This is a genomic window from Hirschia maritima DSM 19733 (genome assembly GCF_000378345.1).
Taxonomy (GTDB): domain Bacteria; phylum Pseudomonadota; class Alphaproteobacteria; order Caulobacterales; family Hyphomonadaceae; genus Hirschia; species Hirschia maritima.
The window spans coordinates 543,884-570,078 of the sequence record NZ_KB899544.1 but is presented as its reverse complement, the minus strand read 5'-3'; the positions used below and the strand labels follow the sequence as shown (position 1 = coordinate 570,078).

The following is a 26,195-nucleotide window of genomic DNA, read 5'->3' as shown; positions in this document are numbered from 1 at the left end:
GGTTGAGTTGACGTTAGGCCAATCGGATGAAGCGCAATAAGAGAACATCACATGAGTGCACCTTCGCCGCGCATCCACTTTATCGCTAGCCCAAGGCCTGAAGCTCAAACCGCATTCGCATCTCTAACTCGCAGGTACGGGCAGGAAAAATTAGAAAATGCAGATGTTATCGTCGCCATAGGAGGCGATGGTACAATGCTCGATGCTCTACATAAGAGGTTTGAAGATCACATCCCAGTATACGGAATGCATAAAGGGTCAGTTGGTTTTTTGATGAATGATTATTCGGATGATGACCTACCTAATAGAATAGATACAGCGGTCAGAGCAATCATCCATCCCCTCGTCATGAAGGCCACACTAATGGATGGCACTGAAATCACCTACAATGCCATTAACGAGGTGTCACTGATTAGACAGACAGCTCAAGCAGCAAAGCTAAAGATATTTGTAGACAATAAAGAAAGATTGGACGTCCTCGCTTGCGATGGCGTTTTGGTAGCTACACCAGCCGGATCTACCGCATACAACCTTTCTGCTCACGGCCCAATCCTGCCCATTCGATCAAATTTGCTTGCACTCACGCCCATTTCGCCATTTCGCCCCAGAAGATGGCGGGGTGCATTACTCAAACATGATGCTGTTGTACGCTTTGAAACAATTGACGGAGAGCACCGCTCTGTTGCGGCAACCGCTGATACGCAAGAAGTCAGAAATGTCCAAACGGTTGAAGTAAAAGAAGATCGACAAAATTCGCTCACTCTATTGTTCGATGAAGGACAAGCATTGGAAGATCGCATCCTTCAAGAACAATTTGCTTACTAAAAGGATTTCGTTCCACACATCTTGTTAACCAGTTCTAACATATGCTTATCTGATATGCATGAGACTCAGCGCTTTGCTGACTCAGTCTTCAAGTCGTGTAAGAATGGATTCCAAAATGGGAAAAGCAAAACCGATCGAAATCTTTACGCCCCCAAATGCGTTAAAAGCCAAAGTCGGCGGAAGCCTTTCACCTATGGATAAAGGAGCTGTAGCAAAAGCAGATGCTGCCCTCTCCAAACTTTCAGATGAATTCCAAAACTGGATCGAAGACGAACTGAGACGCCTAGAAGAAGCATGGGCAACGTTTTCATCTGCTTCAACAAAGGTTGAAGCTGTTACAAATGTTCACGCAATTGCACATGATTTAAAAGGTCTAGCCAAGACATACGAATATCCCCTTGTCGGACGTATGGCCGCTTCATTATGCCGCCTGACAAATGATGAAGTAGATCGTCAGAAGTCACCTGAAAACCTAATTCGTGCCCACATTGATGGAGTTCGCGCTGCAATTAAAGGCCACATTAAAACTGAAGAACACCCAGTTGGTCTTGCACTTGTGACGGAAATGGAAACTCAAGTCTCTGATTTTGAATCAAAGAACTCCCTTCTAACAGACGACGACGCATAATATTATTCTGTGAGCACTAAAATCCCTTATAAATCCTAACCAAAATCGGTTGAGGTTACAGGAAATTCATCTTTTCCTTTTCGCGGAGTATAAAAGTTAATCTGATAGCTTAGTTCCATAAACATAATAATGATGGACCTAACCTGATGACTGCTTCAACGCCATTTAAAGTTATAGCCAACGACAACGACCTTGCACCAACGCGCGAGTCAAAAATTCGTTTTGCCAAAATTCAGGACCTAAAATCAGGTGAAGTTGTAGGTATTGACGCCCAACTTGAAACATCATTTGAAGAATCTGCTTTATTTGGGTTTGCATCCGGACAACCAGCGCATGAAAACGCTGCTCAATGGCTCGGTGACCAAATCGAGCGCATAGGCTCACTAGCTGAAACAGAAAATACTGCTGATCGCCCTATATCCATCATTGCCCCGCTAGCAGCTTTAACCCACCCCGATGCTCCAATGGCCGCAGAAGCTGGCGCGCGTCGAGCGAACATATGTCTTCAAGAAATCCGAATAGAGTTCCCTGATTCAGCCATCTATGAAGCTGAGGACATTGCGCCAGCGTACATTGAAAGCTTTTTTTCACGCGGTTTCCGTATTGGAATAGACGCGCGTCAATCTTGGAAAAGTCCGTTTGGAGCGTATATGAGCTCTGCAGTAGAAGCTATTCGATTGAATGCGAACACATTCAAAGAAATGCCCTCTTCTGTAGACCGCATCGAAAACGCTTACGGCTCAGGTGCCATGCTTTTTGTTGAAAACGCTCACTGGACTGATGCGGAAGAACTCGCAAAAGTGGGAATTAAATATGCCGTCAGCCCGCGTTTAAACGGATAAACTAAGCACGTCTTTGCGTACTTTCTTGCTGTTGCTCATCCAACGCATCGAGTTTCTCCAAAAGATACTCTAAATCCGCCCGAGGAATAGCTTGGAATTGCGTCAGCACCCGCTCAGTCATACGTTTGCGGAATCGAATTAAATCAGCTTCTCCGCCATCCATTGGATTTTCATGGAAAACTTCGATAGCTAATTTGAAAGCTGGAAACATGCCATTGGGCAAACCAGCTCGCTCAAAAATGGTCTTCAATCCCAGATTTCCCGCATCATGGATCATCAACCATGCTTTAGAATGTGGAACTCCCGCTAATTCTGCAAAAGCCCATTCCACAAAGTTCATGTGACCCAAACACATCGCCCTCATAATCAATGAAGGAGTCATCCGTCCGCTCAGGTTTAGTTGTTGAACAAACTTACCCGGATCAGATGTTTTCCCTGCCTGCTCAACAAGATCTAGCGTTGCTCGTTCACGTGCGCCTGATGCAATCTCAATTGCCAATTGTGGAGGTAGCTCATGATCATTAACTAAACGATCAAACAATTCACCAGATACAAGCGAAACCATTTTTTCCGCGATGTGAATAGGAATTGTATCACGCGAAATAATCGCGCCTTTGATGTCGTCATCTTCTTCAAATCGCGTCAATGTTGTATCGTAAGCGCGATCACTAAAGCTAGCCCCTTCATTTAAGGCAGCCGCTTCAACAGCCTCTTTGTTTCCGTGTTCAGCTATAACTTCAACAACTGATTCTGGAACAGTGTCTCTTTCTGCGATAGCAACCTGTTTTTCGGGTGAAGAAGCTAACAATAACTCAATCAGATCATCTTCTGAGAGTTTCGGAGAATGCTTCAAAATAGGCGTCGCAACACTTTCAATGTCACGACATAATCTTACGGCAAGATCAGGTGGCAAGTTTGGAGAAGAACGCAAGGTAACTGCCAGTGTACGTCGCACTAAGGCAGCAGCATCTTCTGCAAGAATTCTCATAATTTGATCAGCATTCTCTCGATCTTTTGGTGAGAGTTTGGCTGTATCTATCCGTCGACAAATTTTGTGAGCCGCGTTGGCGCGAGCTTCAGGTGTCGCTCCTTTAACGAGGCGGCGAATATCATCTTGAGTTAGGTTGGAACGCATTGTTGCGACGGACATAGTATAATACCTGTATCAAAATCGCGCTTCTACAAACTTCATTAAGCGCCCTAACAGTTTGAACTTTTATCGTTAACGAAGCTTTTAAGCCTTTAGTGTTTTCGACACCTGATCGGCTACTTTTTGCTGGTTTTCTGTGTTTTCGAGGTGTTTTTGCTGCAAATCTAATAGCGTCATCACCATACCTGCACTCAATTCAGCGCCAATTCTTAAGCTGCTTGCAGGCGAAACCGGAGCGTAATCCATCACAGCATTTTTGAATTTTCCGACATTTTCACCAACATTTGAACCATGCTTTCCAATTAGATTTGAATACACTGCTGATATCGTTCTTGGCCGCCCGGAACCGTCGTTAAAAATGGAGGGATTAGCCTTTGCAGCCGCAGGAAACATTTCGCTAGCCGATTGATTAGGCCCGCTCTTAACCGCATTGATTAAATCCACCGCCCCTTTGGGCCCCAGAAAGTGAGCAATATATAACTCTTTTCCAGATGGATCGCGACCTATGCCTCTTGCTAATATGGTTGCATTTTCATTTGCCAATTCGCCAGCCATTAAAGCCGCCAACGCAGGGTCTTCTCTCTTAGACAACAACTCAGTTTTGGAAAGTTGTCCATCATTTACCGGTATTCCGTGTTTTTCACCATAGCGATCAACCATGCTCAACCATGTGCTATCGGTGAATTGAAACAACCCTGTCGCTGAAGATGTTGCAGCTTTTGCCGTTGGATCCATTCCAGACTCACGCTGAGCTGTCTTGAGCAGATATCCAAAGTCTACGCCCGTCTCTCTTGCAGCATTCCGAATAGCCTGACGAGGATCGCTATTTGAAGCCAATTGCGAATTTTGTAGAATTGGTCGCGAGTGCGTATCCATAACAAACATACCCTTCAACTTTCGAATACAATTAAACAGGCATCGTCAATCTTTCGTTAACACCCAACAACATAGCAACCAAACTTCATTGGCAATTTGTAATGGAAATACATGCTGCCCCTCTTTTAAATTCAAGCAAACTCATATTAAAACACTGGCTGAGAAGATGAGAGGCAGAAGAGATGGGTGATCTAAGAAATGTCACCGTATTGGTCGTAGACGACCATCAGAATATGCGCCACATATGGCTAACGGTCCTAAAAGGGTTTGGCGTCTCAAGAGTCATTCAAGCCCATGATGCCGCTTCGGCTCTTGAAATTTTGCGAGATCAACAAATCGATATAGCAGTCGTTGATGTTGTGATGCCCGATATTCTGGGTACTGAACTTATAGCCATGATACGGCGAGCTGAAGATAGCTCAAATACAATGCTTCCCATTATTGTTTGCACTGCCGATACACGCAGATCTTGTATATTTCAGCTAGTAAACGCGGGGGCAGATGAGATTCTTACCAAACCCGTTCGCCCCGATGCCATCTGGAAACGCATAGTTGCAGTGGTGAATCACAGACGGAAGTTTCTCAAAACACCAACGTATTTTGGCCCAGACAGAAGACGAGTTAACGATCCATCCTATAAAGGACGGGACAGAAGAGAGTCGGCTTTTATCTAAAGCTATTCTACAGTCTCTGTTGTTTTTGTTGCCATTCCGCCTTCATTAAAGCGAGCAAGTTCGAAACCTTTTTCTAAAGGTGTCAATTCTTCTTCCATAATCAAGCGGGTCAATATGTCTGCAGTCAGTGGAGCCAACAGTATTCCATTGCGATAATGCCCTGCCGCCACAGCTATGCCGTCGTAATTACTCCATCCAATCACAGGGGCATGATCGGAAGTTCCTGGACGAACACCTGCCCATGTCATTTTGATTTCAGCATCCTGTAATACTGGACATATTTGCGAAGCGTTTTTCAATAGCTCTTCAATATCACTATCAACAACCGCCTTATCAGCTACTTCCCATTCGGAAGTAGCACCAACGATTACGCGTGTTGATTTGGGCGCAATGTACCCATTGCCAAAACGTAAAACCTGCTTGGGAGCCCCCTCTATAGGATCCAGCGCCAACATCTGTCCTTTTACAGGAATGATGACTCCTTCTCGAAGCAATTGCGCAGGCTGCCCATCAATGCTTATTTCGTCTCCAGAATTGACACCTGCGGTCCAAATAACATTGTCAAAAAGCCCCAATGCAGCAATTTCCCACTTGCTCTTGATGCGATTGATTTCCGTGATTTTAATGTCTGGAATAACTTGAACACCAGCTTCAGCCAATGCCGCCATTAATGCACCGATAACCGCCCAATTATCTATCTGTTGGTCAGTCGGCAATAGAAGTACACTTCTTACATCTTGCGAAAGTGAAGCATCCAGTTTCCTCGCTTTATTGCCGGATAATCTGCGACAGGGCAGATTTCGTGAAATGCAAGCAGCTTCTAAAACATCTAATCTATTTTCTTGAGGTTCATTTATCGCACAAGCAAATGCGCCCATCCCAAAATAGTCCAAAGAAGTATCAGAATAGGCTTGTAACCATGGGGCAAAGCCTCGCCATGCATCCGCACCCGCCAAGCATAATTCAAATAAATTTTCATGAGCACTTGGTTCGTCAGCAGCCTCAAACGCAGGAGCTAACATACCCGCCGCAGCCCAGCTCGCTCCGGTAGCTGGCTTTGCCCGGTCAACTAACACAACTTGCACACCAGATTGCGCCAATCGTAGGGCCGTTGTCATACCAACCAACCCTGCTCCAACCACAAGGACACGTTTTTTGAATATTTGCTTTGAATTAATGAAGGTCATGAGATTGATATAGCCTCATCAGCTCAATCTTTCATCCCAATTCGCCTGTTAGCTGTACATTTTTACAGAAAAAAATGATCACAATTCACAAATCACACTGAAATCAGGCAACTTGATCTGTAACCGTCCTCTGAGATCTCCAAAAAACCAAAAACTTGGCGGCATGTGATCGATCATGGAATGTCAGCTTGCGACGCAAACAACTACCCGTGTGCTCAGTCGTCATCATAAAGTCTATAGCTTCAGACGCATCATTAAGGTCATCAGTCTCTTCAACCCATTTTGCAAATGCGTCCATAGCCAAAGCTAGACGCATACTGTCTCCAGCTTCTTCACCTTCTAATTTAACCACGACGTCGGTCATCATATTCCCCAGGTACTCTACTTTTACTTATGTCACCCCATCAAACCCTAAAAAGCGAGTTGATGAAGGATAGGAGTTATTTTTCTCCGTATCCAGACAATAATCGTTAGAGATGCAACAACCAAGCCAAATTCCCTTTTTAGGCTAATTTTTTTAGCCCTAAAAACACACCACCCAAAACACAAATAAAAAAGCCGACCAATACTGTATATGTACTGGTCGGCTTATTCATTTATACTGAAAGAAAGAAGTATTAGTTCTTAGCCGCTTCAATGCGTTGCTTTGCAATTTCCAATGCAATATCGCTCGACGGACGGTTTTCTTTGAGAGATTGGTCCAAAATCTGCCCTAGTGTTTCCGTAAGTGTTTCAACTTTAGACTCAACCCAAGGCGTACTGAAAACACCGGAAATCTCTGATGCTACATTGATAATCCCGCCACCATTTATGACAAAGTCTGGTGCATATAGAATCCCCTGCTGGCGCACCTTCTCTCCCATATCTGCCGTAGCCAATTGGTTGTTCGCTCCACCGGCAATGGCTTTCACCTTAAGTCGAGACAATGTATCATCATTGATAACAGCCCCGAGCGCATTCGGCGAAAACACATCGGCATCAATGTCATAGATTTCATCGGGAGCCACAATCGTAGCACCTGTTTGCTCAGAAATGAGCTTGAGACTTTCCTGATTAATATCTGTAATCGTTAAATGAGCACCAGCTTTAGCTAAATAACTACACACATAGCCACCTACATGACCGACACCCTGAACCGCAACTCGAACACCATCAAGACTGTCGGCATTTAGAGCGCGCATGGCAGTTGCTTCAATTCCTTTAAAAACCCCCAAGGCAGTGACCGGTGAAGGATCACCCGATGCAGCTTCTCCATCGTTCAGCCCTGCGACGAAACGAGTTTGCTCCGCTACATATTTCATATCATCAGGAGAAATGCCGACATCTTCCGCTGTCCAGTATTTTCCATTCAGACTATCAACAGCTTGTCCAAAAGCACGGAACAATTCGGGAGATTTCTGAGTTTTGCTATCTCCCCAGATAACGCCTTTACCGCCGCCAAGAGGTAAGTCAGCAATCGCGTTTTTATAACTCATCCCCTCGGAAAGACGAAGGGCGTCACGCATGGCTTCTTCGCCATCAACGTAATTCCACATACGACATCCACCCGCAGCCGGCCCAAGAGCAGTTGAATGAATGGCAACAATAGCGCGAAGACCCGTTGCTTTATCGTGAAACAAATGAACACTTTCGTGGTCAGCAAAAGCTGCTGTATCAAACATTTCCTACTCCAGAATAGAAACAGCCAATCAGGCGAATATTTGCATGATTGATACGCTAAATTACTTTTCCTAGGCAAGGGTTGATTTGATAAATTTCAAGCGCCAATTAAGGAATAAAATTCCAATAAATTGAACATTATTGAGCAATTTAATCTAATTTAAATCAACAAGAAAGAACAACTACCCAAATAAGTCATCCACTGCGCTCTGGTCCAATTCTTCTTCCGCATCTGCTTCACCATCACCTTCATCAGATCCGGCAACATCCCAACTTTCATCTTCAGAAGGATCATCACCACCCGAAGCCGAATTCATTAAACCATCTACGACTTCGTTGTTTTCGGGCTGAGGTGCATTTGCCTCGGGTTTGGAAAATAATTCTTCATCCAATGAAGCAGCTGAAGCGGCTGGAGGAGTTTCTTCATGAACCTCGTCAGATATGGCTCCAGGCTTTTCAACGATCCAAATATCAACTCTCAAGCTACCGGACTCTAGAGCCTGCAACCGTTTTCGCCAAGCAACTGCTTCCCATGATATTTCCTGCAACATTAATGCAGCATCACGTCCGCCCATTCCCTCAGCGACAACATCTTCAAGGGCCGGCCCTAATCGTGCAAAAGCAGCTTTTACAGCTCCAATAACAACTCTCGTTGCATCTACTCGACGTACAAGTTTAAAGCCTGTCGTCTCTAAAGTAGATTGCAAATTTTCTCCATGAAGCAATTGAGGTTCGGCCCAGGCCGACGCAAATGCAGTCTGAGAATTAAAATCTGGATTTGCAGAATAATCGACAACAGCCCAACGACCACCATCTCTCAAAGCACGGTAAACGCGAGAACAAAGCCCTGCTTTGTGGTCAACAAATGTCAATGCATCAATGGAAATCATTGACTTCAATGACCCATCCTCAAAACGATTCATTCGATCCAAATCTGTTTTGGAAACTCGAGCGTTTTCAGTCAGCTCTGATGACCGCTTTACACAAGGCTCTCGCCACTCAACTAATTCAACTGCCTCACCTGCGGCCTGCGCCAACACATCTGCGGAAACAGCATCCACTCCCAATAAACCAATTTTTCCGATGCGACCTTTTACGCGGCCCATTGCTTCAATAAGCATTGCATCCAGTTCACCATCACCGGGAATAAACCGGCCTCTTCCCCAAACAGTCTCCAATGCGGCGACACGTGGCGGTGGTGGAGTTACTTTTTTTCCGTCATCAAGAGGTTTGATTTTAGGCGGGATGGCAGCCTTAGCAGCCTCTTCTTCTTCGACTCTCTGAAGATAGGCGTCTCGATCAAACTCTTTTCCATGCCACCAGGCTCCGATACGGGCTTTTATTTCCGCACGGCCTTCAGGTTCGGCAATAGCATTGAGTTGCTCAACGAGTTCCAAGGTAGTTCTGCCATCTAAAATTACATTCTCACAGCAGGTAATCTAAAACAGTGTGGTTAATATTAGGATATTGCGATTGTTCGAATTCTTCACTTTACCTATGAGAAAACACTAAAATCAGCAGAAAATCAGTCTCTCCAAGGTAATTCTGGTGCATTTGACGGTAATTTTTTTGTTGGATCATCTACGAAAGCTAAAATATCTTCTAATACAACTTCGCGCTGATGGTCTCTCAAAAGCATGTGATAACCGTTTTCATAGTAGGCCGTCTTCACATGTTGGGGCAAACGCGGTGTGGTACGCTTTACCCCACTATCAGGAATGATCTGATCTTTCGCCCCGTATAGGAATAATGTTGGTATGTCCTGTTTCAATTTATTCGCCGCTTTATGCGCGGCCTCCATAACCGAAACAACGCCATACACACTGTCAATTCTATTCGTTTTTTGAAAATACGGATCTTCCCAATGTGTATACAATACTTCCGTGTGATCTGTGGGTGTAATTTTTTTTGTAACGAATTTGGGGGGCTTCACTATCCACGACGGTCTTATGTGAGAACTAAGCCATAAACTCACCCTATATAAAAATGGATTAGTTCCCCACCCTCGCAAACCCGGACCAGATAAAATCAGAACATCCGCATCAGGTCGATCATTTGAGGCAAATGCAGTCATAGCAACTGCCCCTCCCATACTGACTCCAATTACCGCAATTTTTGCCGATGGATGACGCCGCCTAACTTCAGCGCTAGCAACGCGCAAATCTTCTCGCATCAAATCTTCATTCGGCCAGATTCCAAAATTTGGTGATCGTCCGAATCCGCGTTGGTCATAGGCGTATGTCGTAACTCCTTGTTTTGCCCAATACGGCGCAGACCACCGGAACGCACCAGCATAATCATTCATGCCGTGCACACCTAAAAACACTATTTCAGGATTTCCGGATTCAGCTTCCCATATGGATAGCCCTAAACGAGCCCCATCTTGAGCAACAAAGACTTCCTCATCGGGAATAAAACGACCAATCATTTCAGAAGAAAAATCTTGTCTCACTGACAATCTACCTTGTTCTACAGGCGCACAAGAAACCGCAAATCCGAATACGATAATTCCAAACACCTGTTTGATATTTAGCATACTTTCCAACCGACTAAACGTTATATTATAACGCACTTTTACCCCTTGCCCATCCGAATTTGCAGTATAAAGTTGCTTGAAAATAATCAAAGGGCAAAATTACATGGCAAGAAACACCCTCACCGCAGTAATATCGACTATTTTGCTAGCAAGCTTAGCTTCATGTTCTCAAGATGATAGCCAAGCTGTTTCAGAAAAAGAAGCTATTACGCCTAAACCAGAAACAGAAATTTCTGAATTCGTTATGCCCGCTTTGGCTAAAGGGACTAGTCCAAACATAACTGCTGAAGACCTATCTCAACGCCTTGAGATATTAGCATCTGACACTTTTAAAGGACGCGCCCCTGGTACAATTGAAGGTGAAGCCTCTGCACAATGGATCGCAGATGAAATGTCGCGGATCGGCCTTGCGCCGGCAGTTGACGGCTCATATTCGCAAGATGTGAAAATGAACGCTCAAACCGTCGACCTCGAACAATCCAATCTAACCCTAAAAATTGGAGATGAAACCCACGCTCTGGAAGCTGGTACTGACACCGTTTTTTGGACAAAACGCCAAATTGAAGGTCCAATTGACTTTGCTGATTCTGAGTTAGTATTCGTTGGATATGGGGTGAATGCACCTGAATACGGTTGGAATGATTATGAAGGCGTCGACATGACGGGGAAAACAGCCGTCATCTTGATCAATGATCCCGGCTATGAAACTGAAGACCCCGATCTGTTTAATGGAAAGTCTATGACCTATTATGGTCGTTGGACTTACAAATTTGAAGAAGCTGCTCGCCAAGGAGCCGACGCAGCGATCATTATTCATGAAACAGCACCAGCCTCTTATGGATGGAACGTTGTTTCTGGATCTTGGTCCGGAGAGCAAGCAGATCTTGTGCGAACTGCAGACGGCATGGACCGTGTTCCGATGGAAGCATGGATCTCTAATGAAATGGGGGAGAAACTATTTGCCCACATGGGAACAAACTACGCCGACATGAAAAAATCCGCATACACACGCGGCTTTAAAGCAGTCCCAATGTCAGATATTCAAGCTTCAGGTTCAATAACTCAAACTGTTAACCGGAAGAACAGCCAAAACATCGCGGGAGTTATAAAGGGAAAAACAGCTCCCGATGAGTACATGTTATACATGGCGCACTGGGACCATCTCGGAGAAAAGAAGAATTTTGCAACTGAAGATGCTATCCACAATGGCGCAATCGACAACGCAACTGGCGTCAGTCTCATGCTAGAGGTTGCCGAAGCATTCGCCAACGAAGAGCAACCAGACAGATCAGTTATTTTTGTCGCTGTCACTCTTGAAGAAAGCGGCTTGCTAGGTTCTGCCTATTTTGCTGAAAACCCACTTGTTCCTCTAAATAAAATAGTCTCAGGAATAAATACGGATGCGGCATTCCCACGTGGGCTCTCCAAAAATATGGAAGTAATTGGATCCGGCGCTTCAGAACTGGAAGATAGACTTCTAGCGATCTTGGAAACCCAAGGAAGATATATAAGCCCTGATTCGAACCCTCAAGCTGGTTACTTTTATCGCTCTGATCACATTAGCTTGGCGAAAAAAGGTGTGCCAATGTTGTATGCGTCCGGTGGATCAGATCTAGTCGTTGGAGGCACCGATGCCGGTGCTGAATTTGCGGCCGATTATACCGTCAACGATTACCACAAACCATCTGATGAGTTCGATCCAAATTGGGATTTTGCTGGTATGGCTCAAGACACTCAAACGTTTTTCACCCTTGGTCGTGACATAGCAAATTCAACTGATTGGCCGAACTGGTATGACGGCAATGAGTTCCGTTCAATTAGGGATGAATCTTTAGCAAAATAAAGTACGTGGTAATTACGTTAATTTATGTTATAGAAGCAGCGAGCGTTTATTAACGTTCGCTGCTTTTTTCTTAATTTGAGAAATAGGCATTCGGATCGGACTGCCCGGGAAAGCAAAAAATTGCGTTCAATACTTTGAATACAATTGGCTGACTCGGTCTAAGAAAAAGCTCTGCACAGGTTTGTATGAACCTGCAATGAGTGGAAGGACTAAAGACTTGACTTACACGGACAGCATCTGCCGTCCATCTTCTGTCCCAGCAGGCGACCGCACTCTCTTCACCTTACAATTTGGAAGAACTGAAAAATCTTCCCTAGGAGACTGATTATGACAACTGGTACAGTAAAATGGTTTAACGCAACTAAAGGTTTTGGGTTTATAGCACCCGACGATGGTGGAAACGATGTTTTTGTACACATCACTGCCGTCCAAAAAGCTGGCTTAGCCGGACTTGACGAAGGACAAAAAGTTGAATTTGAACTTGTCACAGACCCAAAGCGTGGCAAAACTTCAGCAGGTGAATTAAAAGCACTATAATGAGGGTGTGGCTCTCAGCGAGTCTTTAAAGTTTTTAAGCCGGTGATCTCTAAGATCGCCGGCTTTTCCTTGTCAGTACCAAACGCTCTTGATTTCAAAAAATATATTTTATTACCAAAGCTATACTTAGCATTTTATGCCCTCTGTTTTGGTATAAAAACCGACGACTAAATATCAAAACTTTAGTTCTTAAAAATTGTGGCAAGATGTTTGCTAGAAGTGGTTTGCAATGCACCGCTCCAAAGGGAACAAACACAACGCACTTCACAACACTCTACTCAACCGCCGCAAACGTAAACTAAATGTTACTATTACTGATAGTCTATGAATATTAAAAAGTACGATTTAAAAACTGAACGCCGCTAAAACTATTTTTCCTCTTCAGTCTACGTATAAGTTTATCATTTCGCCTTCACCCAAATGGAATAAAAACAATGTCTCATTCCAAGACAACAAAGCCTCAGTCACAATCCATGGCCAAATCTGTTGCCAAAGGCGCTGCTTGGTCAACTTTGGCAAATATAGCTCGCATCGCTTCAGCATTATTCGTACTTCCAATTTTAGCCAGGTTTTTAACGCCAGAAGAATTTGGAATCATGCAAATAGCAATGCCTATTGTCCTCTTTCTACTAATGTTCAACGATTTCGGCTTCGGCCCCGCTCTGGTGAGAGCAAAGAACTTATCTCAAAATGCATGGAGAAGCGTATTTTGGATAAATCTCATAATTGGCCTGCTAATGACTGCGGTACTGTTTATCATCTCAGAACCTATCGCAAATTGGTTCCAAGTGCCTGAAGCTAAATCCATTATTCAAACCCTCTCATTTCTTATCGCATTGAATAGCGTAATTGTAACTCCCGCAGCAGACCTACAAAGGAGGATGAAATTTAACATCCTTTCGATGATTGAAGTTTCATCCATTACCATTGGAATCGTTGTTGCAATTTTTGCAGCCATTGAAGGTTATGGTGCTTGGTCGCTTGTCATACAACAACTATCCCTTTTCACGATAAAATCAGTGCTTATGTGGGCTTATTCCCGCCCACCAATAAAACCAACTATAATAATTAGCGAATTGAAGGCTCTTTTTGGTTTTTCATCTAACCTCATGGGGGCCAGATTCGTAAACTTCTTAGCCCGAAACGCAGATAATCTCATTATTGGCCGAGTGTTGGGCACCGCTGCCCTTGGTTTTTATTCAATAGCGTACAGAATTTTACTACTTCCTGTTGAAATTTTTGCATGGGGACTGAGCCAAGTCCTGATGCCTGCGGTGTCTAAATTTCAAGATGATAAACCCAGGATGCAATCTGCTGTTCTTCGTACTTTCAGGCTTATTTCATTTTTTACATTCCCTTCAATGATAGGCATTGCAATTTTAGCCGAACCGCTTGTGATTATCTTATTAGGTGAAAGAATGGCCCCAGCCGCCGCAATACTTCAAATTCTAGCCCCATTGGGAGCTATTCAAAGTCTTTCCAGCACCCAAGGTGCCATTTACATGGCACTTGGCCGAACCGATATTTTGTTTAAAATTTCTTCAATAACCACTGTAGTATCAATACTAGGTTTTTTGATCGGCGTGCAATGGGGACTAAAAGGCGTTGCTATAGCTTACTTAATTACAACTACCTGCCTCCAACCCTACACATTTACTCGTCTGCTACCATTGCTCGAGCTTCCAGTACAAAAAATGCTGGGGTCAATTCAATTCCAGTTCTTAGCGTCAATGATCATGGGTATAATTGTTATCATCGTCTATCATCTGTCCGCTATTCAATCTTTTGACAAACTACTCCAAGTGATATTTTTAGTCCCAATAGGCTGCATCAGTTATCTTTCTGCCATTTGGTTTTTAGATAAAACTCTTATCAAAGAATTTTTAAGGTTATTCAAAGATGTCTCATCCAAATAATTCCTACAGCGTTAGAGACCAGAAAGCTTAAGTATGCCCCACCCCCATGAAAGCAGTTATCCCTTAGTTGTTGTAGCTACCCCAGTTTATAATGGCGGAAAGTATTTGCGGGAAACAATGGAATGTGTTCAAGCTCAAACGTACCCCAATCTACTTCATGTTGTTATCAACAATGCCTCCACTGACAATACAGCAAGTATAATCGACGAATATCTCAACGCCAAAGTTCCAATAAAACTAATTACTCACAAAAAGCTGATCCCTGTGGGTGAAAATTGGAATTCTGCTGTCGAAGCCGTTCCTGAAAATGCAAAGTGGGTACGTTGGATGTGTGCAGACGACACAATGTCACCTGAAGCAATTGCAAAAACCGTTGAAATTGGAGAAAGCGACCCTGAAATAGGTATTGTCGGATGTATTCGCGATATCAATGGCAAAATAGACCCTCCACTTTGGCCAGAAAATCAAACTGTATTTTTTGGAAAAAATGCTCTTAGCCGCTTCTTTGAAAACAAAGGCAAAATTATGGGGCCCCATGTTTTGTATAAGCGTGAAGCAATGTTACCATACACTCCATTTTTTGAACTGAATAACATAGCTTTGGATACTGATGCTGTACTCCGCATCCTTACAAAGTGGAAAATGGGCTTCTGCCATCAGCACTTAGCTTTCACAAGGCATCACGAAGAAACTCAAACATCACAGTTTGTGACTCCTACACGTCTGCATTTATTTGACTGGTTTCTATTCGTTAACCGATACGCTCAATATGCCTATTCTCCCAAAGAAGCCAAACAAATGCGTAACAGATATAAACGCCATTATTTGCGACGCCTGATGAATGCGCGCCGGTTAGGAGATGGCAAAAAAATGTGGAATTCACACATGGAGAAAAACAGCTTGTTTTTTAAAAAGCCAACGGTTTGGGATTTCATTGACGCTTCAATTGATGGAATTCTCATAAAATTAAAAGTCCGCCCACAATGGCTTCCCTATCCATGGTAAACAGCATTCAATGACCTCAATATCCGTACTTTTAGCCAGTTATAATGGTGCCAATCTATTGCAACGCACACTAGATGGGTATGTTGCTCTAGGAAATCCTGGTTTTGACTGGCAAATCATTGTTGTCGACAATGCGAGTACGGATAATACTCAAGACGTGCTTTCTAGTTACAAAGATAAGCTTCCTCTTACTTCATTGTTTGAAGCGGAAGCTGGTAAAAATAAAGCGCTCAACAAAGGCATTCCACTGATCACATCGGATCTTGTTGTACTAACGGACAATGATTCAATTCCCCATCCCGGATTTTTAAATCAATGGGTTGAGGCATTTAGTAATCAACCAGACGCGGACGTTTTAGGAGCATCAATAGAACCGTTATTTGATGTTGATATGCCTGCATGGATGCTTGAAAATAAACCTCGTTTTGTAGAATTGTTTGCTCTGCGTGAGGATATTCCAGACGGCCCCATCGGTGCTGATTACATATTTGGCCCCAACATGGCTGTTCGCAAAAGCGTATTTGATCGAGGTGTCGTATTTGATGAAGGCGTCGGCCCCAATGGTGCGATAAAGAATTATGCGATGGGAAGTGAGACAGCTTTCTGTCGTGATGCAGAAGCCAAAGGCATGAAACTCGCTTTTGCAAGTAAACCATGCGTTTCACACATTGTTCGTCCCTATCAAACGACCCAAGAATTCCGAGACAAACGAGCATACAGATTAGGATTGGGAACAGCGAGAAAACATTCCCTTGAAGGAAAAATATCCCCTATTTCCAATAACTTAATAATCCGAACATTAAAAGGTATTGGTGAACCCATCTTGCGTTCACTTAAAGATATTCAGATGCAACTCAACTGCATGCAATCTAATCCATTGCAAAAGTCTGAAGCGGTCTGGAATTTGCATTTCTACAGAGGATATCAAGCTGGCAAGCGCATGTCGCGTCAAACCGACAATTCATTGCTCTAGCCGCAGCTAATTATCGCCAAATGTGTTCTACGATTGTTTCTGAGCAAACTCTGTGGGCGCAAACTTATTGTAGTAGAGTGAGATATTGCATTGGAACGTACAAGCGTCATCCTGCCGACATATAATCGTGCTGACTTTCTTGTGGAAGCTGTAGACAGTGTTCTTAACCAAACACTTCCCCCAGCAGAAGTGTTGGTGATGGATGATGGCTCCACTGATGATACCGCTTTAAAAATGCAACCATACAGCGATCGTATTCGTTATGTTCAAAAGAAAAACTCTGGCAAAGCCGACACAATCAACCAAGCATTAAAACTCGTCCAACACCCCCTAGTTTGGATTATGGACGATGACGATATTGCAAAGCCAAATGCATTAAAGAGTTTAACAAACTTATTGAACAACAAGCCTGATATTGGCATTGCCTACGGCAAATATGAACGCTTTCACATTAATGAGAAAACAAAAGAAAAATCCGTCCAAGGTCCAGGATATTGGGCTGATTGTTCTGGAGAAAATTTCTTTCAGACCATCTTGCAAGACTTCTTCGTTCATCATCCCGGAATGCTTGTAAGAAAGTCTGCATATGATGCAGCCGGCCCATTCTCACTCGAATACCCTCGATTAGAAGACTATGAAATGCTGGTTCGTCTTGCTCAAGTGACAAAGGCCGCCAACACAAACGACATAGTTTTCGAACAGAGACAACATGATGGCGACAGAGTTGGTGGTCTTAGTGCCGATAAACGAACACAGCGCTGGATAGATGAAGAGAGGCAATTTTTCTCGAAATTATATGATCAGATCCCACTTGCATCTTACATCAATTCTACTGATGAGGGCTTGCCCCCTTCTAAAAAACGTGAAGCTCTCATTCAGCGCGGCGTAGTCATGGCTCGTAAAAAGTTATGGACACTTGCTTTGAAGGATTTGATTGAAGCTGCAAAACTGGATGTTTCCGAGACGAACCTAAGCGAATGTGAAACCAACGCTCTGCGATATATACTATTTTCAAAGTATGGCTCACCTGAGTTCATTGAAAATTCAACAATTTCTGATGAACTAAAATCAATTGCATCCCTTAATCAGACAGGTAAAGCGATCGTTAAAGTCATTGCTAGAAGCCAATTGTGGTTCATTCGAAATTCATTCCAAAACCGCGATATCAAATCAACAATGCGCCACGCCCGCTCGATGCTTGCTTTGTACGCAGCAGGATAATTTGGACAAATGACCCAAGCAAATACCGCAGTTGAAACGTCTGATACTCCGCATGTCGCGAAGGCCATGAAATCGGGTTTGATATGGAATCTGGTGAATACTTTTGCATCTCAAGGTGCAGGGTTTGTTATTTTTCTGATTTTAGCATCCCGGTTGGAACCACATATTTTTGGATTGGTAGCTCTCGCTTCTATCCTAGCTGATATGATTTCCATTGAAGGACGCTATTCGGGTATGGATGCTATTGTTCAGGCAAAGCGTTATGATTCCAAATACCTGAACTCTTCATTCCTTGGTTTTATGAGTATTGCATTCAGCTGTATGCTCATTTTGATTTTAATCGCGCCCATTCTTGCAAACGTCTATAATGACGTAACACTCATGATGTTCATCCCCGTTTTTGGAGTCATGCTGCTTCCAATTCCATGGCTGTCCGTTATGGATGCATTGATAATGCGAAATTTGGGGTTCAAGGAACTCACACAACGCAACATATTGGGAACTCTATTAGGTGGTGCAGCTGGTATTGCGGTCGCTTTTTCACCTTGGATTATATGGGCATTGGTGGTTCAACGTTTTGTGACCCTAATCGTGTCGCTTATATTTGAGTATACTCATACAAAATGGGCTCCGAATTTTCGTCTGAGCATCCCTGAGTGTATTGATTTTATTAAAAGATTTATTCCACTCTGGGCAGTTTCCACTCTCAATCTTGCAACACCACGAATTGCCACAATGGTATTTGGTGCGAGATATGGAGCTGCAGAAGTTGGCCTCTTGAGGGCTGCTTTCCGTATCGAAGAATCAATGAGAGGACCGTTGATTTCTCCACTTCAAGGACTTTGGTTTCCACTAATGTCCAAAGTCAGAGGGCAAATTGAAAAAGAACAAGAAGTTTACCTCACTATTTTAAGGACTGCAGCTTTCGTTGCCCTTCCTGCTTTTGCTGGAATTGCATTGGTGGCTAATGACATTGTCGCAATTATTCTGCCGAAAACCTACGCTGATGTCGGTCCATTGATGGAAGCTGTTGCCATTATCGGACTTCTAATTCCTATATCTTGGTTCAATTCACTTTCCATGAACTCTTTGGAAATGAATAAAGAAGCACTGATATATACCATAGTAAAAGTCGTGACCGCGACTATCGCCCTACTAGCATTTACAAATGTATCTCCCCCCCAAGCCTTGCTCATAATGGCAGCACCGAGCATCATCTTGGGGATTGGTGGAAATTACATTGTGATGAAACGTTTGAAACTCTCTCTCGTTCGTCACTATTTAGGTCTTTTCCCAGCAATCTTCGCTGCATTTATCATGGCACTGTGTGTGTGGATGGTAAGAGAATTCATTGTAGACTGGCCAGCTCTACTTCGTTTGATAACAAGTGCAGGTCTTGGAGCCATTATATACATTGGGTGGATTGCAGCATTTTTTCCAAATTGGATGAAAGAACGAATTAATCTACTGCGCGGTAGAGGAAATGCCGAAATCTAATCATTCTCTTACAAACTTGTAATTCCATCATGCTGGCAAGACACAAGGCAAACTACATTTTAGCGATGTAGTTTGCACTGCCATTTTGACCGCATTTATTCCAAGATTAGCACGGCGAAACATTCGATTTCTATGCCGTCGCATACTCACTTTATTTCAAATACTCTCACCCAATCACCAAGCTTGCTTCATATACAAGTGGCACTTCCACCACATCAGTCTCTTTTTCGCACTCAATAAAATAGATCGGGAATATTTTTGAAGTTCTATAGAACTTCAACCAATTTTCCATTGATACATTTTTCAACGGTTGATGAATTTTCTGACCTCAACGCATTGACTCAATTTTGGAGTCGAGTTTTATTCATCGATGAATAAATAAAAAATATTACAAAATTCATGGGAGGAAAATTTGGTAAAAGACGCCACAAAACCGTCCCGAGGACGCAGGCCTCGCGAAGTCGCAGACATGACGCGAGCAAGCATTCTCTCCTCAGCTGAGCAGTTATTCTCGAAGCGTGGATATTATGGAGTTGCTGTTCGAGACGTAGCTAGAGAAGCTGGCGTCGACTCTGCGCTTGTCCATTATCATTTCGGATCCAAAGACGATTTGTTTTCCGCAGCTCTTCTCTCTCGAGCAGAGGGATTTATGGAAGAGCGAAGAACAGCGTTAGATATCTGCTTGAAAGAAAGCAACAACCAGCCCTCTATTGAAGCCGTCATCAGAGCATACACACGCCCCTATCTAGAGCATGCAGCTACTGGTGATCCGGGTTGGCGTGCTTGGTTCAGATTACTTGCCACGGCCAGCTTGTCCATTGATTGGGCTCCGAGTGTTTGGAAAGATCACTTCAACCCATTCGTAAAGGAGTTTATCGACGCGCTAAAACTTGCGGCTCCTGAAGCTCCAGAGGGACACTATTACTGGTGTTATCACTTTTTCTCCGGCGCTCTTGTAATGACATTTGCAGACACCGGGCGCATGGATTCTCTGTCAGATGGGCAATGTAAGTCCGATGATTTAGCTGCAGGCTACGACTTACTTGTTCCCTTCTTTTCACTCGCATTTGGAGAAATCTTGAGCGGCAAAAGCGGTCCGCTCTTGCCCATCGATCCATTCAGAAAATTAGCATCCGAAGACCAACAAAACATCACATCTAAACCCAGCAAAAGCTGAAAAATATAATAAACTCGGGAGGAATAACATGAAAACGACACTTAAAAGCTGGTTGGGAGCCAGTACTGTCATAGCAAGTCTATCAATCGCCGTACCAAGCGCATACGCGCAGGAAAATGAAGCGGAAGATAGCTCAGTTCAAGATACAATTATTGTTTCAGCAAGGCGCCGCGACGAGTCCATTATTGATACCCCAGTTGCCGTTACAGCCGTATCGGGGGATATACTGGAAGCTGCAGGCTCCCTCGATATAACCGCGGTTCAAAAGTTTACTCCAAACGCAACTATTGAAGTCGCCCGTGGATCCAATTCAACATTGATTGCGTTTATTCGCGGTGTCGGTCAGCAAGACCCACTTTGGGGATTTGAACCCGGTGTTGGTGTTTATGTTGATGATGTGTTTTTCGCTCGCCCTCAAGGTGCTGTGTTGGACATCTTTGATGTAGAACGAATTGAAGTGCTACGCGGACCTCAGGGCACTCTATACGGACGCAACACCATCGGTGGAGCAATCAAATACGTTACCAAACCTCTGAACATGGACGAAGCTCAAGGCAATCTACGCTTTAATGTTGGAACGTTTAATCAGTTAGACGGGATTGTCACCGGCTCAACTCCAATCGGAGACAAGTTCGCAATTGGAGGCGCTCTCGCCAAATATACACGCGATGGGTACGGGAAAAACCTCAATACAGGTGCTGAGCACTATAACAAGGATATTCTCGCAGGGCGCATCAGTGCGGAATGGCATCCAACAGACTCCTTCCGTTTACGTTTTTCAGCGGATCAGACCCAAGATGACTCAAACGCCAAGCACGGTCACCGCCGCATACCAAGCGCCGATGGCGCATTCCAAGTTACTGATATATATGACACAAATGCAGGTGCCGGTGACTCAAACTCAGTTGAAACACGTGGTGCATCTCTGACCGCAGAATGGGATATCAACGATAACATCACATTGAAATCGATATCCGCTTATCGCGACAGTGAAACAACAACGCCGATCGACTTTGACACATTGCCACAACAAGATTTTGATGTGCCCGCAACCTATGAAGACGATCAATTTAGCCAAGAATTTCAAGTTCAGTTCAACACTGACAAACTTTCGGGTGTAGCGGGTGTGTACTACTTAGACGGTACCGCCTCAGGTCAGTTTGACGTACTACTCTCTTCATTCGGTCTGACTGTTTACACAGCCGGAGAACAAGAAAAAGAAAACTTCGCGCTATATGCGGATGTGAGCTATGATATTACAGATCAGTGGAGCATCTCTTTAGGTGGCCGTTACACTGAAGATAAAACCATTGCCGACGTTCAAAGAGACCTCTGGTTGGGGCTTGGAACCCCGAACTTAGATCCATCTAATACAAGCTCCACATTCTTGGTCACGCAAACTGGTTACCAAGGCTTAGAACGCAAAGATGATCAGTTCACACCTCGAGTTTCAGTTTCATATGAACCAACTGATGAAGTCACTCTTTATGCGGCTTATAGTCAGGGCTTCAAAGCCGGTGGGTTTGACCCGCGTGCACGTGCAGACTTGGACCCTCTAGGGTTGTCTCAGCAGGGATTTGGCCCTGAAATAGTTGATAGCTATGAAATTGGTGCCAAGGGATTATTCTTTGATAACAAGCTATTGCTGAACAGTGCGATTTTTCTTGCGGAGTATGAAGATCAACAAATCACTGTTCAACAGGGTGCAGACAGTGACAATGACGGCATCAACGACACATTTGTATCTTCGGTTTTCAATGCAGGTAAATCCACATATTCAGGTATTGAATTAGAGGGCTTCTTTAATGCAACAGATGCACTCACATTCTCAGGAAACATTGGTTACATCGATGCTCAAATCGACGAAATCCTTTCTGCGGGTGTAAACATTGCAGATAATTTTGTTGTTCAAAACACGCCTGAATGGACAGGACGTTTCGGCTTCAACTATGTCCACTCAATGGATGCTGCTGGTGACATATCATTCAATGGATCCGTTGCGTACCGTGATGAGTACAATCTGTTCAACGTTGAAAATGACGGCTTTGCCGCAGGTGCCAATGCTGTCTTCCCTCAAGGTGGACCAGCTCTTGATCCCGACAGTGCAACATTGTTCGATGCGAGCATAGTTTGGACAAATGCAAGTGGAGGCGTGTCATTGGGGCTCTACGGCAGCAACCTAACAGATGAAGAAGTGCCAGTTGCTGCATACAATTTCGTTACACCGAGCCAACTTGGTGCCGATTCAGCTTACTCTTCTTTCTACGCTCCACCAAGGACTGTAATGGCTAGTCTGAAGTTAAACTTCTAGCCGATAGTTTAGGATGACGACATGATAAGAACTCTAGGAATTGTACTTCTCGTGCTTCCAATCGCCATCGGTATCTGGTTTGTTTGGCCTAAAACCAACACAACAACGACCACAGATACCCCCTCCCTAACTCCTCACCTAATGGCGGAGGATAGCATCACGATAATTGATGGAGCGAAAGTTCGTATTCGTCAGCAAGGACCAGAGAACGCCCCTGTCGTCATCCTAATCCATGGTTTTATGCACAGTCTGGAACTATGGGATTTTTGGGCAGACAACCTCAAAGAAGATTACCGCGTCATTCGTTATGATTTACTGGGTCATGGATATTCTGGCCCAGATGAAACAAAACGTTATTCACCACAAGAACGAAGTGATTTCCACATAAAAGTAATGGATGAACTAGATGTTCAATCTGCACATCTAGCAGGTAACTCGTTGGGTGGAACGATCGCTTGGCGCGCTGCTGCTTCAAATCCTGAAAGAGTATTGTCACTCACACTTATCAATGCCGGTATTTTTGACTTTTCCGGAGTTGAGAATGAACCAGGAAAACTACCCGCCGCAGCTGAATTTTCTATCAAAACAGCACCCATGCCCGCTGTGAATTATATGATGAAAAGTATATACGCAAATTTCGATGATCTTTCGAATGAACGTCTGGAACAAATCCAATATATGATGCAATTGCCAGGGAATGGACAAGCTTTTCTCGACCACATATCTGAGTTTACAATGCCAGACCCAACTGAAATTCTTAGGCAAATATCAACTTCAACTCTGATATTATGGGGAGAGCTAGATACACTTATCCCAGTCGAACACGCTCATCGAGCAAACGACACTTTGTCTAATTCTCAAATTGCAATCATCCCAGGAGCTGGACACGCTCTGCCGGAAGACGCTCCACGAGAAAGTCTAGATAAATTTGTGGCCTTTCTAAAGGAGGTCCAATAGTGACCGACACAACACCAAACAACTTAACCTTGGCAAATGGATCAAAAGCCTATCGCGCTTATGTGCTTTCAATTCTGATCCTTGTCTACACATTCAACTTTATTGACCGTCAAATCTTAGGGATATTAGCAATTCCTATCCAAGAAGAATTCGCAGTCTCAGACACCCAAATGGGCCTGATGCGTGGCTTGGCTTTTGCTATTTTTTATTCGGTACTTGGAATTCCCATTGCTTGGTTGGCTGATCGTACGAACCGTGTTTGGATCATGACAATCGCTCTAACTCTTTGGAGCGCCATGACTGCAGTGTGTGGTCTGACAATGAATGCTTTTCAGCTATTCCTCGCTAGAATGGGTGTAGGAATTGGTGAAGCTGGCGGAGTTGCACCGGCTTACTCAATCATTTCCGATTATTTCCCGTCTGAAAAACGTGCACGAGCCCTCGCTATTTATTCCTTCGGAATACCTGTTGGAAGCGCTTTAGGTATTATCTTTGCTGGAATTATTACAACTATCTTGGATTGGCGCTCAGCTTTTGTAATCATGGGAATTGCTGGTGTTCTTCTCGTTCCTCTTTTCCGCCTCACAGTGCGTGAACCAAAGCGAGGCATGTTTGATCCCCCAGGTTCCAAAACTGAGGCACCCAGCATCAAAGAAGTGATGAGTACACTGACACGCAAACCTAGCTTTTGGTTGCTATCTATTGGTGCGGCATGTTCTTCCATGATGGGATATGGACTGTTTGCATGGGTACCCACCTTCCTGTCTAGAAGTTTTGCAGATGATTTACCGTTAGCTTTTGGTTGGGCAGAGGGATGGCTGATTCCCTCCAATGCAGGCACACTTCTTTACGCAGCCTACTTTTATGGAACCATTGTCTTTGTCGGAGGAATAATTGGAATATTCTTAGGGGGATATCTAGGTGACCGCTTAGGACAAGCCAAAAAATCAGCATACGCACTCATTCCGGCAATAGCTTTTGCAATCGCAACTCCGTTTTTCTTGATTGGGGTTTCTTCAACCAATCTGACAGTGCTGTTTTTTGTAATGCTGGTACCAACCGCGTTATCTTTGGCGTGGCTAGGACCTGTTCTCTCAGCGTTTCAACACATTGTCCCACCCAATATGAGAGCCACTGCATCCGCTATTTTCTTACTCATCAATAATCTTATAGGAATTGGAATTGGTGATCTTGCTATTGGTGCAATGTCTGATGCGTTTAGCTCTCTGCAAGGCGCTGAAAGTCTTAGGTATTCCATGCTTTGCGGAACCGTTTTCTATGTAATTGCAGCTCTGCTTCTATTGGCAGCCTCTCGTTTCCTTGAACGGGACTGGGAAGACACCGAGCTAGCATAACAATTTTCAAAACAATGAGTTTATAGTGACTTCAACACACACATATTCAAAAAATATTCATTTCCAATCTAATGACGGCTTAAATTTGTATGCCAAAGAATGGGGAACGAAGAATTACGATCAAACAGTTTTATGCCTGCACGGATTGACCAGAAATCACAAAGACTTTGAACCGCTAGCTGATGCGATTGGAAACAACAAACGTATCATCGCATGGGATACAAGAGGACGAGGGAATTCCCAACGGGACCCTAATCCATCCAACTATCAATTGAGCGAATATGTGAAAGATGTGCTTTCACTGATCGCCCATCTCAAACTTGATCAATTTGCTATAATCGGTACGTCGATGGGCGGCCTGATAACCATGCAATTGATGACATTGATCCCGGAGAAAATCACGGGGGTAATTATCAATGATGTTGGACCAGAACTTAATCCCGATGGCGTTGCACGTATCGGGGAATACATCGGAGACATAAATACTTTCGAGAACTTTGAGCAAGCCGGACAAGCGTTAAAAAAGGTCCACTTCGTAGCGCACCCTAATTTCTCTGATGGCGATTGGACAGCCTTCGCTCAGCGCACTTTTAGAGCCACTGACCAAGGTGTTATACCCGATTACGACCCAGCCATAGCCGATAGTTTGAAATCCATCACGTCAGACACATCTGATAAACAGAACGCTTGGGTTCTATTTCGCGCTTTGTGCAACCACCCTCTTAGAATTATCCGAGGGGATTTGTCCGACTTGTTGAGTGAAGAAACAGCAAATCAAATGATTGCTCAACACAACAACGCAAAACTGATCACCGTTTCCAACACAGGTCATGCTCCAGTCCTCACAGAACAAGATTGTTTGCAACCAATCTTAGATTTCCTAAGTGAACTGCCTTAAAATACAAAACAGACACTTTTAATCTGCCCTACCAACAAACCTCAGAACAAACGTCTAACAATCGATAGATTATTGGTGATTACCTCCTCGCAACCTGTTTACATATTGTATGATTAGTGCAAGCGTTT

Annotated in this window: 23 protein-coding genes; 16 read left to right on the top strand and 7 right to left on the bottom strand. The window is 43.9% G+C overall.

Going from position 1 to position 26,195, the window contains the following annotated elements; genetic code table 11:
- Positions 1 to 51 precede the first annotated feature (51 nt).
- From F551_RS0102615 to F551_RS0102605, 3 genes are all read left to right on the top strand, one after another.
- Positions 52 to 825, top strand: a complete 774-nt coding sequence (locus F551_RS0102615) for an NAD kinase (protein ID WP_018995923.1) — start codon at positions 52 to 54, stop codon at positions 823 to 825.
- A gap of 115 nt (positions 826 to 940) precedes the next feature.
- Positions 941 to 1,453 (top strand): Hpt domain-containing protein, encoded by a 513-nt coding sequence (locus F551_RS0102610; RefSeq protein ID WP_033404547.1) that lies wholly within the window; start codon positions 941 to 943, stop codon positions 1,451 to 1,453.
- A gap of 146 nt (positions 1,454 to 1,599) precedes the next feature.
- Positions 1,600 to 2,295: an EAL domain-containing protein gene (locus F551_RS0102605; protein ID WP_018995921.1), complete on the top strand. Its 696-nt coding sequence runs from the start codon at positions 1,600 to 1,602 to the stop codon at positions 2,293 to 2,295.
- Between the two features lies 1 nt (position 2,296).
- Here the strand turns inward: F551_RS0102605 and F551_RS0102600 are convergent, their stop codons facing one another.
- Together F551_RS0102600 and F551_RS16120 are read right to left on the bottom strand one after the other, a co-directional pair.
- Complete coding sequence (locus F551_RS0102600; RefSeq protein WP_018995920.1) at positions 2,297 to 3,445, bottom strand: DUF2336 domain-containing protein; 1,149 nt, start codon at positions 3,443 to 3,445, stop codon at positions 2,297 to 2,299.
- 84 nt (positions 3,446 to 3,529) lie between these two features.
- A complete protein-coding gene (locus F551_RS16120) occupies positions 3,530 to 4,321 on the bottom strand; it encodes a transglycosylase SLT domain-containing protein (protein WP_018995919.1) in 792 nt (263 codons plus the stop codon).
- Positions 4,322 to 4,503: 182 nt separating this feature from the next.
- Here F551_RS16120 and F551_RS0102590 point away from each other — a divergent pair, with 182 nt between their 5' ends.
- Positions 4,504 to 4,995, top strand: coding sequence for a response regulator (locus F551_RS0102590; protein WP_018995918.1), 492 nt, complete (start codon positions 4,504 to 4,506; stop codon positions 4,993 to 4,995).
- 2 nt (positions 4,996 to 4,997) lie between these two features.
- Here F551_RS0102590 and F551_RS0102585 read toward each other — a convergent pair whose 3' ends face one another.
- The 5 genes from F551_RS0102585 to F551_RS0102565 all read right to left on the bottom strand — a co-directional run bounded on the left by F551_RS0102585 (position 4,998) and on the right by F551_RS0102565 (position 10,413).
- Positions 4,998 to 6,182: an NAD(P)/FAD-dependent oxidoreductase gene (locus F551_RS0102585; protein WP_018995917.1), complete on the bottom strand. Its 1,185-nt coding sequence runs from the start codon at positions 6,180 to 6,182 to the stop codon at positions 4,998 to 5,000.
- A gap of 103 nt (positions 6,183 to 6,285) precedes the next feature.
- Positions 6,286 to 6,546: a hypothetical protein gene (locus tag F551_RS0102580; protein WP_155825737.1), complete on the bottom strand. Its 261-nt coding sequence runs from the start codon at positions 6,544 to 6,546 to the stop codon at positions 6,286 to 6,288.
- A gap of 253 nt (positions 6,547 to 6,799) precedes the next feature.
- Entirely contained in the window at positions 6,800 to 7,843 is a 1,044-nt protein-coding gene (locus F551_RS0102575) for a Leu/Phe/Val dehydrogenase (protein WP_018995915.1), read from the bottom strand.
- A 180-nt stretch (positions 7,844 to 8,023) separates the two neighbouring features.
- Positions 8,024 to 9,238, bottom strand: a complete 1,215-nt coding sequence (locus tag F551_RS0102570) for a class I SAM-dependent methyltransferase (RefSeq protein ID WP_018995914.1) — start codon at positions 9,236 to 9,238, stop codon at positions 8,024 to 8,026.
- 128 nt (positions 9,239 to 9,366) lie between these two features.
- Positions 9,367 to 10,413 (bottom strand): alpha/beta fold hydrolase, encoded by a 1,047-nt coding sequence (locus tag F551_RS0102565; RefSeq protein ID WP_233355190.1) that lies wholly within the window; start codon positions 10,411 to 10,413, stop codon positions 9,367 to 9,369.
- Between the two features lie 67 nt (positions 10,414 to 10,480).
- Between F551_RS0102565 and F551_RS0102560 the strand changes: the two genes are divergently transcribed.
- The 12 genes from F551_RS0102560 (at position 10,481) to F551_RS0102495 (ending at position 26,067) form a co-directional block, all read left to right on the top strand.
- A complete protein-coding gene (locus F551_RS0102560; RefSeq protein ID WP_018995912.1) occupies positions 10,481 to 12,220 on the top strand; it encodes a M28 family metallopeptidase in 1,740 nt (579 codons plus the stop codon).
- A gap of 327 nt (positions 12,221 to 12,547) precedes the next feature.
- On the top strand, positions 12,548 to 12,757 hold the full coding sequence (locus F551_RS0102555; protein WP_018995911.1) for a cold-shock protein: 210 nt from the start codon (positions 12,548 to 12,550) through the stop codon (positions 12,755 to 12,757).
- 434 nt (positions 12,758 to 13,191) lie between these two features.
- The gene (locus F551_RS0102545; RefSeq protein ID WP_051089135.1) at positions 13,192 to 14,673 is read left to right on the top strand and encodes a lipopolysaccharide biosynthesis protein; all 1,482 of its coding nucleotides are present in this window, start codon (positions 13,192 to 13,194) and stop codon (positions 14,671 to 14,673) included.
- A gap of 33 nt (positions 14,674 to 14,706) precedes the next feature.
- Positions 14,707 to 15,678, top strand: coding sequence for a glycosyltransferase family 2 protein (locus tag F551_RS0102540; protein WP_081621145.1), 972 nt, complete (start codon positions 14,707 to 14,709; stop codon positions 15,676 to 15,678).
- Between the two features lie 10 nt (positions 15,679 to 15,688).
- Positions 15,689 to 16,651: a glycosyltransferase gene (locus tag F551_RS0102535; RefSeq protein ID WP_018995907.1), complete on the top strand. Its 963-nt coding sequence runs from the start codon at positions 15,689 to 15,691 to the stop codon at positions 16,649 to 16,651.
- Positions 16,652 to 16,741: 90 nt separating this feature from the next.
- Complete coding sequence (locus F551_RS17025) at positions 16,742 to 17,872, top strand: glycosyltransferase (RefSeq protein WP_018995906.1); 1,131 nt, start codon at positions 16,742 to 16,744, stop codon at positions 17,870 to 17,872.
- 9 nt (positions 17,873 to 17,881) lie between these two features.
- Positions 17,882 to 19,369 carry an oligosaccharide flippase family protein gene (locus tag F551_RS0102525; protein WP_018995905.1) on the top strand — a complete coding sequence of 496 codons (1,488 nt, stop codon included), beginning with the start codon at positions 17,882 to 17,884 and terminating at the stop codon, positions 19,367 to 19,369.
- 412 nt (positions 19,370 to 19,781) lie between these two features.
- Positions 19,782 to 20,546 (top strand): TetR/AcrR family transcriptional regulator, encoded by a 765-nt coding sequence (locus F551_RS16110; protein ID WP_018995903.1) that lies wholly within the window; start codon positions 19,782 to 19,784, stop codon positions 20,544 to 20,546.
- Between the two features lie 28 nt (positions 20,547 to 20,574).
- A complete protein-coding gene (locus tag F551_RS0102510; RefSeq protein WP_018995902.1) occupies positions 20,575 to 22,857 on the top strand; it encodes a TonB-dependent receptor in 2,283 nt (760 codons plus the stop codon).
- A 21-nt stretch (positions 22,858 to 22,878) separates the two neighbouring features.
- Entirely contained in the window at positions 22,879 to 23,814 is a 936-nt protein-coding gene (locus tag F551_RS0102505) for an alpha/beta fold hydrolase (RefSeq protein WP_018995901.1), read from the top strand.
- Positions 23,814 to 25,169: a spinster family MFS transporter gene (locus F551_RS0102500; RefSeq protein WP_018995900.1), complete on the top strand. Its 1,356-nt coding sequence runs from the start codon at positions 23,814 to 23,816 to the stop codon at positions 25,167 to 25,169. Before F551_RS0102505 ends, F551_RS0102500 begins: the two co-directional genes overlap by 1 nt.
- Positions 25,170 to 25,194: 25 nt before the next feature.
- On the top strand, positions 25,195 to 26,067 hold the full coding sequence (locus F551_RS0102495) for an alpha/beta fold hydrolase (protein WP_018995899.1): 873 nt from the start codon (positions 25,195 to 25,197) through the stop codon (positions 26,065 to 26,067).
- The last annotated feature ends 128 nt before the right edge of the window (positions 26,068 to 26,195 follow it).